7 protein-coding genes and 2 pseudogenes are annotated in these 10775 nt (G+C 72.4%); 7 read left to right on the top strand and 2 right to left on the bottom strand.

Annotation, left to right across the window (positions count from 1 at the left end; genetic code table 11):
- From FE633_RS47425 to FE633_RS25600, 5 genes and pseudogenes are all read left to right on the top strand, one after another.
- Positions 1-546: pseudogene (locus tag FE633_RS47425) on the top strand (hypothetical protein); the annotation flags it as partial.
- A gap of 122 nt (positions 547-668) precedes the next feature.
- Entirely contained in the window at positions 669-1079 is a 411-nt protein-coding gene (locus FE633_RS25615) for a roadblock/LC7 domain-containing protein (RefSeq protein ID WP_138047544.1), read from the top strand.
- 4 nt (positions 1080-1083) lie between these two features.
- Positions 1084-1440 (top strand): DUF742 domain-containing protein, encoded by a 357-nt coding sequence (locus FE633_RS25610; protein ID WP_138047543.1) that lies wholly within the window; start codon positions 1084-1086, stop codon positions 1438-1440.
- Entirely contained in the window at positions 1421-2032 is a 612-nt protein-coding gene (locus tag FE633_RS25605) for a GTP-binding protein (RefSeq protein ID WP_138047542.1), read from the top strand. Before FE633_RS25610 ends, FE633_RS25605 begins: the two co-directional genes overlap by 20 nt.
- Complete coding sequence (locus FE633_RS25600) at positions 2029-3312, top strand: cytochrome P450 (RefSeq protein WP_138047541.1); 1284 nt, start codon at positions 2029-2031, stop codon at positions 3310-3312. Before FE633_RS25605 ends, FE633_RS25600 begins: the two co-directional genes overlap by 4 nt.
- A 12-nt stretch (positions 3313-3324) precedes the next feature.
- Here the strand turns inward: FE633_RS25600 and FE633_RS25595 are convergent, their stop codons facing one another.
- Together FE633_RS25595 and FE633_RS25590 are read right to left on the bottom strand one after the other, a co-directional pair.
- Complete coding sequence (locus FE633_RS25595) at positions 3325-4551, bottom strand: cytochrome P450 (protein WP_138047540.1); 1227 nt, start codon at positions 4549-4551, stop codon at positions 3325-3327.
- A gap of 136 nt (positions 4552-4687) precedes the next feature.
- A pseudogene (locus FE633_RS25590) lies at positions 4688-4972 on the bottom strand (response regulator transcription factor); the annotation flags it as partial.
- Positions 4973-5335: 363 nt separating this feature from the next.
- Between FE633_RS25590 and FE633_RS25585 the strand changes: the two are divergent.
- Entirely contained in the window at positions 5336-9259 is a 3924-nt protein-coding gene (locus FE633_RS25585) for a Pls/PosA family non-ribosomal peptide synthetase (RefSeq protein ID WP_138047539.1), read from the top strand.
- Complete coding sequence (locus tag FE633_RS25580) at positions 9247-10746, top strand: M1 family metallopeptidase (protein WP_138047538.1); 1500 nt, start codon at positions 9247-9249, stop codon at positions 10744-10746. Before FE633_RS25585 ends, FE633_RS25580 begins: the two co-directional genes overlap by 13 nt.
- The last annotated feature ends 29 nt before the right edge of the window (positions 10747-10775 follow it).

Below are 10775 nucleotides of genomic sequence, written 5' to 3'. Positions count from 1 at the left end.
GCGCCGCCGCGCGGGCGTGCGGTGGCCGCCGCCGAGCCCGCCCCGTCGCCCCGGCCGCAGACGGCCGACGCACCGCCCCCCGAGACGACTGACGCACCGGCCCCCGTCCCTGCCGCGCCTTCGCCGTCGTTTTCCGCCCTGGCCGGCGACCAAGGCACCGGCGACAACGGCTCGGTGACGGCCAACGGTCTGCCCGTACGTCCCCCCGGCCGCACGATGGCGGCCGCCGACCGTGCCCGTACGCGGGCGAAGCGTCCCGCGGACGACAGGCCCACCCGTGACGCGGGGAAGAGCTTCGGCGCCTTCCACCGCGCGCGCCTGGCCGCGGCGGCCGGCGAACCGGCCCCGGCCGCCGAACCGGCCTCATCCTCCCCGCCGGCCATGCCCTCACCCGAACCAGCCCTGCCCTCCCCCGAGCCGACCCCGTCCTCCCCCGAGCCGCCCCTGTCCGCCTCCGAACCGGACCTGTACGCCCCCGAATCGGACCTGTACGCCCCCGAACCGGGCCCGTCGGCCGATCCGGCCGACCCGCGCCACGCCGACTGAGCCCGGCCGCCCCCTCTTCTCTCGGGACGCCCCGACCGGGCGCACCCGATCCCCCCACACCGGAGATTGGAGGAAAGGGCCGGTGGCCGAGCGTCCACGGATCACCAGCTCTTCACTCACCCATGCAGACCACTGACACCACACTGACCTGGCTCCTGGAAGGCCTGCTCGAGCGCGCCCCCGGCACCCGGCACGCCCTGGTCCTCTCCCGCGACGGGCTGAAACTGTGCTGGACCGAGCGGTTGGGAGTCGACCAGGCGGACCAGCTCGCGGCCATCGCCTCCGGGATGCAGGCCCTGGCGCAGGGCGCCTCGGTCGAATTCGGCGACGGCAGCGGGGGCGTGCGCCACTCGATGACGGAGTTCTACGGCGGACTGCTGTTCATCGTCGAGGCCGGTCAGGGGGCGCACCTCGCGGTGATCGCGGACGACGGCGCCGACCCGGGCGCTGTGGGGCACCACATGACCGACCTGGTGGAGCGGATCGGCCAGCACCTGCGTGCCGAGGCCCGAGCCCGGACAGAGGAGAGCTGATCCGATGAGCCGACGTCCGGTCGACACCGGGGACCCGGACCGGCTGTACACCATCACCGGCGGCCGCAGCGAGGCCACCGACGATCTCGACCTCGTCTCACTGATCGTCAGCGAGTGCGAGCCCGCTCGCGGCATGCAGTCCGAACACGTGCGGATCCTGGAGCTGTGCCGTCGCCCGGCCGCCGTGGTCGAGATCGCCGCCGAGCTGGGGCTTCCGGTGACCGTCGTCCGGATCCTCGTGGGGGACCTGCTGGCGATGGAGAAGGTCACCGCGCGCCATCCCCGGGCCGCGCCGGCAGTGGCCGAACTGCCCGAATCCTCTCTTCTGCTGGAGGTTCTCGATGGACTCCGTAACCTTTGAGCCTTCCGCCCGTACGCCGTTGAGCGCGGTCGCCGAGACCGGGCTCAAGATAGTTGTGGTGGGCGGGTTCGGCGTCGGCAAGACGACACTGGTCCGCTCGGTCAGCGAGATCCGGCCGCTGAACACCGAAGAGGTCATGACCGAGGCCGGCGTCGGCATCGACCGGACGGCGGGCCTGCCCGACAAGTCGACGACGACCGTCGCCTTCGACTTCGGCAGGATCAGCCTGACCGAGCGCACGGTCCTGTACCTGTTCGGCGCCCCGGGCCAGGAGCGCTTCTGGTTCCTGTGGGACAGGCTCTTCTCGGGCACCCTGGGCGCCGTCGTCCTGGTGGACACCCGGCGGATGAGCGACTGCTGGTACGCGATCGACCGCCTGGAGCACCACAACACGCCCTTCCTCGTCGCGGTCAACCGGTTCGAGGGCGACACCAACGCCTTCCCCCTGAGCGAGATCCGCCAGGCGCTCGCGCTGCCCGACCACGTGCCTCTGATCGACTGTGACGCGCGGGTCCGCGCATCCGGCAAGAACGTCCTGATCGCTCTTGCCGACCACCTCTACGAACTGGCCATGGCCCGGGAGACCCCATGAACGACGACGCGACCGGCCCCGACCGGCACCCCGCCGACCCGCCGCGTGCCGCCTCGGGCTGTCCCGCACATGCCGACGCGGTGCCGCTCAGTGGCCTGGAGTACCAGCAGAGTCCCGCCACGGTGTACCAGGAACTGCGCCGCGCCCATGGCCCCGTGGCGCCCGTGCTGCTGGACGGGGACGTGCCCGCCTGGCTGGTCCTGTCCTACCCGGAGGTCTCGTTCGTGACCTCCCACGACGATCTCTTCGCCCGCGACTCCCGGCGCTGGAACCAGTGGGAGAACATTCCCGCGGACTGGCCGCTGCTGCCCTTCGTCGGCTACCAGCCCTCGGTGCTGTTCACCGAGGGCGCCGAACACCAGCGGCGGGCCGGCGTCATCACCGAAGCCCTGGAGGGCGTCGACCAGTTCGAGCTGGGCGTCAATTGCCGGCGTATCGCCGACGAGCTGATCGACGCCTTCGCCGGCAGCGGCGAGGCCGAGCTGATGAGCGCGTACGCGCACCCTCTGGCCATGCGGGCCGCGGTGGAGATGTGCGGCATGGCGGCCCACAGCACGGACACCGACGACCTCGTCAGGGACCTGAGGATCTCTCTGGACACCGCCGAGGGCGAGGACCCGGTCGCCGCCTACGTCCGCGTACAGGAACGCATTCAGCGGCTGGTGAAGGACAAGCGCGAGGGGCCCGGCGCGGACGTGGTGTCCCGCATGCTGGCCCACCCCGAGGGCCTGAGCGACGACGCGATCGTGCAGGACCTGATCTCCGTGGTCGCGGCGGCCCAGCAGCCCACCGCCAACTGGATCTGCAACACGTTGCGGCTGCTGCTCACCGACGACCGCTTCGCGCTCAACGTCTCGGGCGGCCGGGTCAGCGTGGGCGAGGCCCTCACCGAGGTGCTGTGGCTGGACACGCCCACCCAGAACTTCATCGGCCGCTGGGCGGTGCGCGACACCCTCCTCGGCGGCCGCCGGATCAAGGCGGGCGACTGCCTCGTCCTCGGGCTCGCGGCGGCCAACACCGACCCGCAGATCTGGCCCGATGGTCATGTCGGCGCCGAGGGGAACGGCGCCCACCTGTCCTTCTCCAACGGCGAGCACCGCTGCCCCTATCCCGCTCCGCTGCTCGCCGACGTCATCGCGCGTACGGCCGTCGAGACGCTCATGGAGCGGCTGCCCGACGTCGTCCTGTCGGTCGAGCCGGAGGATCTCGTGTGGCGGCCGTCCATCTGGATGCGCGGGCTGACCTCACTGCCGGTGGAGTTCACGCCCACACTGCGCTGAGGCCGCCCGCTCTCAGTGCGTGGCCGGTGTGAAGCGCACCGGCAGCGTCTGCGGTCCGCGCGTGAACACGCCCTGCTCGGTTGGCCGAAACCCATCGGCGAACTCCATGTCGGGCATGGCGTCGAGGAGTTGGCCCACCCCGATCTCGACCTCGGCACGGGCCAGCAGGGCGCCCACGCAGAAGTGGCGGCCCAGGGCGAACGCGAGATGGTCGGCCGCGGCGGAGAAGGCCGTCGTGGCCGTCAGATCGTCGCGGAAGATGTCGAAGCGGTCGGGCTCCCGGTAGCGTTCGGGGTCGCGGTTCGCGGCTCCGATCAGGCAGGTCACCGTGGCGCCCGGCGGAACGGTGCCGCCGCTCAGGCCGACCTCCCCGGCCGTCTGCCGCATGATCATGTGGACCGGCGGGGTGTACCGCAGGGTCTCCACGAAGGCTCGCTCGATCAAGTCGCGGTCCTCGCGCACGGCTTGGAGCTGTTCAGGATGGGCCAGCAGGTTGGCGAAGATGCTGGCCAGCGCCTTGTCCGTGGTCTCCCCGCCCGCCGCGAGCAGCAGGCTGCAGAACGCCTTGATGTCCTCGTCGCTCATGCGCACGCCTTCGACCTCGGCGGCGCACAGGGTGGACAGCAGGTCGTCACCGAGGTGGTCACGGCGGTGCTGGATGATCGGGATCATGTACTCGGCGAACTCGACGCGGGTACGTTCACCGGCCGCGGCGACCTCCGGATCGCCCGCGAGATTGCCGAGGAAGGCGATCACCGAGGTGTACCAGCGGTGGAAGCGGCCGTGGTCGGCCTTGTCCAGGCCGAGCATGTCGGCGATGACGTTGACGGGAAAGCGGGTGGCGAAGTCGGTGACGAGGTCGGCGCTGCCCTGGTGACGGAAGCCGTCGATGAGGGAGCGGGCGTTGTCCTCGATGACGGGCAGGAACTTCTCCTGGAGGTCCCGGCCGCGGAAGGCCGGGGCCACCAGGGCCCGCCGCACCGCGTGCTCGCGCCCGCTGAGTGTCAGGATCGTCCTGCCGTGCACCGGCTCGATCTGCCACACGTAGTTGTCGGTGGTGAACTGTCCTTCGCGGTCCTTGAAGACCCGTTCGACGTCTTCGTAGCGGGACACGATGTAGCTCTGGGTGGCCTCGTGCCACATCAGCGGCGCGCTCTCGCGCATGATCCGGTAGGCGGGGTAGGGATCCTCGGCGAATTCGGTCGACAGGATGTCGGGCAGGTCCGGTGCGGTGGTCACGAGCGGGACTCCTTGAGTCGTCAACCGGCAGACCGTTCCAGGCTATTGATCATGCAGGGCCGCGGCACAGCCGATTACCGGCCCCTGGGTCAGGCGCGCAGGGACCCCCTGGGGCAGGCCCGCAAGAACCCCTGCGTCAGGCCCGCAGGTAGGCGAGGACCGCCAGCACCCGGCGATGGGTCTCGTCCGCCGGAGGCAGGTCCAGCTTGGTGAGGATGTTGCCGATGTGCTTGCCCACGGCCGCCTCGGACACCACCAGTTCGCGGGCGATCGCACCGTTCGACTTGCCCTCGGCGATCAGGGCCAGGACCTCACGCTCGCGCGGGGTGAGCCGCTCCAGCGGATCGCGGCAGCGGCGCAGCAGTTGGCGTACGACTTCGGGGTCGACGACGGTGCCGCCGTCCTCGACCTCGAGGACGGCGTGCGCTCGTCAAGTCCGAGGCCCCCGCCGCACTCGCCCTGCGCCGCCGGGCGGTGGAGCTCGCGGGCGTACGGGAGTGGGCCTTGACGCGGCGCCGGACGCCCCCCAGGACCGGCCCCCCCCCCGGTTTCGCGGCGAAGTGTGGGGGACATCTCTCCGGGCGGACGAAGTCCCAGCTCAGGGCCGCTGGCAGGCGTCCTCCGGCCACCCCGGGGACACCCTCGTTCGGCCGATCGGACGGGCCGAAAGCCGCCCGCGTACTAAAGTAACTGGGCTTGTTTGGAGCTGGAACGGAACAACCCCAGGCAGACCTGCGGGACCACCAGCGGCCCGGAGGCTCCGGGTTCGAGACGCGAGGATCCGATGGCCGCCGTACACGAGAGCCCGGCACTCCACGAGAAGCTCCCCCTGCTCGACGCCGAGTTGAGCGAACTGGGCGGGCTGAGCGAGTTGAGCGGGCTGAGCGAAAGGTTCGGCGACGCGGCGCGGTTCACCGGCGGGCCCGCGTCCTCGCCGCGCACCCTCGTCGACGTCTTCGAGGCGTCCGTCCGGTCGTACCCCGGCGAGCTCGCCCTGGACGACGGCCACCGCCCTCTCACCTACCGCGCGCTGGCCGCCGAGGTCGAGGCCCTCCGGCGCAGGCTCGCGGCGGCCGGCGTGGGGCTCGGCGACCGGGTCGGCGTCCGTGTCCCGTCCGGCACCAATGACCTGTACGTGGCGATCCTCGCGGTCCTGGCCGCCGGCGCCGCCTATGTGCCGGTGGACGCGGAGGACCCCGACGAGCGCGCCGAGCTGGTCTTCGGTGAGGCCGCGGTGCGGGCGATCATCGGGGCCGGGCACGAGCTGACCGTCCACGGCGCCTCGGAGGTGCCCGCCGGGCGGCCCGGTACCGGGCACGACGCGTGGATCATCTTCACCTCCGGCTCCACCGGGAAGCCCAAGGGCGTGGCCGTGAGTCACCGCAGCGCCGCGGCCTTCGTGGACGCCGAGGCGGAGCTGTTCCTCACCGAGGACCCGATCGGTCCCGGCGACCGGGTCATGGCCGGGCTGTCCGTCGCCTTCGACGCCTCCTGCGAGGAGATGTGGCTGGCCTGGCGGTACGGCGCCTGTCTGGTGCCGGTGCCCCGCTCCCAGGTGCGCAGCGGTGCCGATCTCGGACCGTGGCTGGTGGAGCAGGAGATCACCGTGGTGTCCACGGTGCCGACACTGGCCGCCCTGTGGGAGCCGGACGCGCTCAACGACGTCCGGCTGCTGATCTTCGGCGGCGAGGCCTGCCCGCCCGAGCTGGCGCAGCGCCTGGTCACCGAGGGGCGCGAGGTGTGGAACACCTACGGCCCCACCGAGGCCACCGTGGTCGCGTGCGCCGCGCTGATGACCGGCGAGGAGCCGATCCGGATCGGGCTGCCGCTGAGCGGCTGGGAGCTGGCCGTCGTCGACGAGGCCGGGGAGCCGGTGCCGATGGGCGGCAGCGGGCAGCTGGTGATCGGCGGAGTGGGGCTCGCCCGCTACCTCGATCCCGAGAAGGACGCGGAGAAGTACGCCCCGCTGGAATCGCTCGGCTGGGAGCGCGCGTACCGCAGCGGTGACCTCGTCAGGGCCGAGCCGGAGGGACTGATCTTCCTCGGGCGGGCCGACGAGCAGATCAAACTCGGCGGCCGACGGATCGAACTCGGCGAGGTGGACGCCGCGTTGCAGGCCCTGCCCGGGGTGGCGGGCGCCGCGGCCGCCGTGCGGACCGCGCGCAGCGGCAACCAACTGCTCGTCGGCTATGTGGTGACGCAGGACGGCTGGGATCCCACCACGGCCGTCGAGAAACTCCGCGCCGAACTGCCCGCGGCCCTGGTGCCGCTGCTCGCGCCCGTCGACGACCTCCCCACCCGCACCTCCGGCAAGGTCGACCGGAACGCGCTGCCGTGGCCGCTCGCGGACCTGGAGACCGGTGGTCCCGCCGAGGAGCTGTACGGCACCGAGGCCTGGCTCGCCGAGCAGTGGAGCGAGGTCCTGGGCATCCCCGTGAGCGGCGCGAGGGACGACTTCTTCGCCATCGGCGGCGGCAGCCTCGCGGCCGCCCAGCTCACCACGCGGCTGCGCACCCGCTATCCGAGCGCCGCCGTGCTCGACATCTATCAGCAGCCGACGCTGCGCAAGCTGGCCCGGCGGCTGGAGAAGTCGGCCCAGGACGACGGGGCGACCCGCAGTGTGACTCCGGTCCCCCTGCGCGCCAAGGTGGTCCAACTGCTCCTGCTGGTCCCGCTGTTCATGCTGCTCGGGCTGCGCTGGACGGTGGCGTTGTGCGCGGTCGGCAACGTGCTGCACTGGTTCGGCCCGTATCCGTGGGCGCCCAGCGCCTCCTGGTGGCTGGTGGCCGCCGGGGCCGCTCTGCTCTTCAGCCCGCCGGGGCGGCTCGCGATCGCCGCGGGCGGTGCGCGACTGCTGCTGCGCGGGGTGAAGGCGGGCCGGTATCCCCGGGGCGGGAGCGTGCATCTGCGGCTGTGGGCGGCCGAGCGCCTCGCCGAGTACAGCGGCGCGACCTCGCTGACCGGCGCCTGGCTGGAGCGGTACGCGCGTGCGCTCGGCGCGAGCGTCGGCCCCGACGTCGATCTGCACTCGCTGCCGCCGGTGACCGGCATGCTCAAGCTCGGCCGCGGCTGTGCCGTCGAGTCCGAGGTGGACCTGTCCGGGCACTGGCTGGACGGCGACCGGCTGGAGATCGGCCCGGTCAGGGTGGGCGGCGGCGCGGTGGTCGGCACCCGCAGCATGCTCTTCCCGGGCGCCCGCGTCGGCAAGCGGGCCGAGGTGGCCCCCGGCTCCGCCGTGTCCGGGCGCATCCCCACCGGGCAGCGCTGGGCGGGTGCTCCCGCGGTCAAGCTCGGCAAGGCGAAGCGGGACTGGCCCAAGGAGCGCCCGCAGCGCGGGACGTACTGGCGCGTGATGTACGGGGTGACCGGATTCGCCCTGACGGCGCTGCCGCTGCTCGCGGGTGTCGCCGCCCTCCTTGTGGCGAGCGTCTTCGTCACTCCGGACGACGGGCTCGGCGGGGCGCTGCGGGGTGCCGTGCTCGCGCTGGTGCCGGCGACGCTCGCCTTCGGCTTCGCGTACGCGCTGCTCCTGCTGGTCTCCGTACGTCTGCTCAGTCTGCGGCTGCGTCCGGGCACGCATCCCACCCACAGCCGGACCGGCTGGCAGGCCTGGACGGTCACCCAGCTGATGGACCGCTCGCGGGAGACGCTGTTCCCGCTGTACGCCGGGCTGGTCACGCCGGTGTGGCTGCGGCTGCTCGGGATGAGGATCGGGCGGGGTGCCGAGGTGTCCACCGTCCTCGCGCTGCCGAGCCTGACCACGGTCGGCGAGGGCGCGTTCCTCGCGGACGACACGCTGACCGCTCCGTACGAGCTCGGCGGCGGCTGGCTGCGGATCGGGCGGGCGGAGATCGGGCGCCGGGCCTTCCTCGGCAACTCCGGTATGACCGCTCCGGGCCGCTCCGTGCCGGACGGCGGGCTGGTCGGGGTGCTGTCCGCGACGCCGAAGAAGGCCAAGAAGGGCAGCTCGTATCTGGGTCTGCCACCGGTGAAGCTGCCGCGTGCGAGCGAGGGCGGCGATCAGAGCCGTACGTACGATCCGCCCGCGCGGCTGCTGTGGGCGCGCGGGCTGGTGGAGCTGTGCCGGATCGTGCCGGTGTTCTGCTCGGCCGCCATCGCCGTGCTGACCGTGGCGGCGCTGAGCGCGCTGGGGGCCTGGGCCTGGGCGCTCTCCGGTGTGGTGCTGCTGGCCGCCGGTGCGGCTGCCGCGATGCTGTCGATCGCGGCGAAGTGGCTGCTCGTGGGCCGGCACCGGACCGGTGAGCATCCGCTGTGGAGCGGTTTCGTGTGGCGCAACGAGCTGGCCGACACCTTCGTCGAGGTGGTGGCCGTGCCGTGGCTGGCCGGTTCCGTGCCGGGTACGCCGCTGATGAATGTGTGGCTGCGCGGCCTCGGCGCCCGGATCGGCAAGGGTGTCTGGGTGGAGAGCTACTGGCTGCCCGAGACGGACCTGGTGACGCTGGAGGACGCCGCCACCGTCAACCGGGGTTGCGTCCTGCAGACCCACCTCTTCCACGACCGGATCTTGCGAACGGATACTGTGGTCCTCCGTGAGGGCGCCACCCTGGGCCCGGGCGGAATCGTCCTGCCCGGCAGCACCGTCGGGGCACGCAGCACGCTGGGGCCCGCGTCTCTGGTCATGGCGGCGGAGTCCGTTCCCGACGACACCCGTTGGCTGGGCAACCCGATCGAGGCATGGCGTTCCTAGGCGCGGCCCGTACGGTGCCGCCCGCCCCGGAGGCACATCGTGCAGCAGTCGGTGCACCGGCACGTCGTACGACCACAGCGCAGGGAGCAGAGACAGTAGTGGCTGAGCGGACAGCGGGAGCGGGAGCGGACCCGTACTTTCCGGCGAACGGCGATCCCCGCTACCGGGTGCACCGGTACGAACTCGCCCTGGACTACCGCCCGGGACCCAACCGGCTGTCCGGCACCGCCCGGCTGGGCGCCATCGCGGGCCGGGCGCCGCTCGCCGAGTTCCTGCTGAACCTGGCCGACTTCAAGGTGGGCCGGGTCCGGGTCGACGGCCGGGCGCCGCACTACACGCACCGGGGCGGCAGGCTCCGGGTCCGCCCCGCGAAGCCGATCCGCGCCGGGGCCGCCTTCACCGTCGAGGTGCAGTGGTCGGGCAACCCCAAGCCGGTGCGCAGCCCCTGGGGCGGGCTCGGCTGGGAGGAGTTGGAGGACGGGGCACTGGTGGCCAGCCAGCCGGTGGGCGCCCCGTCCTGGTACCCGTGCAACGACCGCCCCGCCGACAAGGCCTCGTACCAGCTCTCGATCACCACGCCGTCCGCGTACTCGGTCGTGGCGGGCGGCCGGCTGCTCACGCGCACGACGAAGGCGAGCACCACGACGTGGGTGTACGAGCAGTCCGCGCCGACGTCGAGCTATCTCGTCGGGCTGTCCATCGGCAAGTACCAGACGGTGCTGCTCGGCGACCCGGGGCTGGGCGGCGTACCGCAGGCCGGACACATCCCGGCGCGGCTGCTCACCGAGTTCTCCCGGGACTTCGCGCGGCAGCCCGCGATGATGGAGCTGTTCGAGGAACTGTTCGGCCCGTATCCGTTCGGCGAGTACGCGGTGGTCGTCACCGAGGAGGAGCTGGACGTCCCGGTGGAGGCGCAGGGGCTGTCCCTGTTCGGCGCCAACCACGTGGACGGGGCACGGGGTTCGGAGCGGCTGGTGGCGCACGAGCTGGCGCACCAGTGGTTCGGCAACAGTGTGAGCATCGCCGACTGGCGGCACATCTGGCTGAACGAGGGATTCGCGAAGTACGCGGAGTGGCTGTGGTCGGAGCGTTCGGGCGGCCGTACGGCGCAGGCGCTCGCGGGCGTCGCCCACCGGAAGCTGTCCGCTCTGCCGCAGGACCTCCGGCTGGCGGACCCCGGCCGCAAGCTGATGTTCGACGACCGCCTCTACGAACGCGGCGGACTCACCCTGCACGCGGTCCGCTGCGCGCTGGGCGACGACGCCTTCTTCCGGATGCTGCGCTCCTGGGCGGCCCTGCACCGCGGCGGCACGGTCACCACGTCGGCCTTCACGACCCATGTCGCCCGCTACACGGCTGCCGCCGAGCCGCTGGACGACCTGTTCGCGTCCTGGCTGCATGAGACGGCGCTTCCGCCGCTGCCCTCCCTGGGCGCGGCGATCCCGGCCCGGCCGCCGTACCCGCCCTCCAACTCCGGCTCGGCGTAGAGCGTCGGGCGGCGGCGGCCGAGTAGTCT

This window comes from Streptomyces montanus, assembly GCF_005786655.1.
GTDB classification, from domain to species: domain Bacteria; phylum Actinomycetota; class Actinomycetes; order Streptomycetales; family Streptomycetaceae; genus Streptomyces; species Streptomyces sporangiiformans.
Note: the sequence above shows the minus strand (reverse complement) of the source record. Positions and strands in the feature narration are given on the sequence as shown.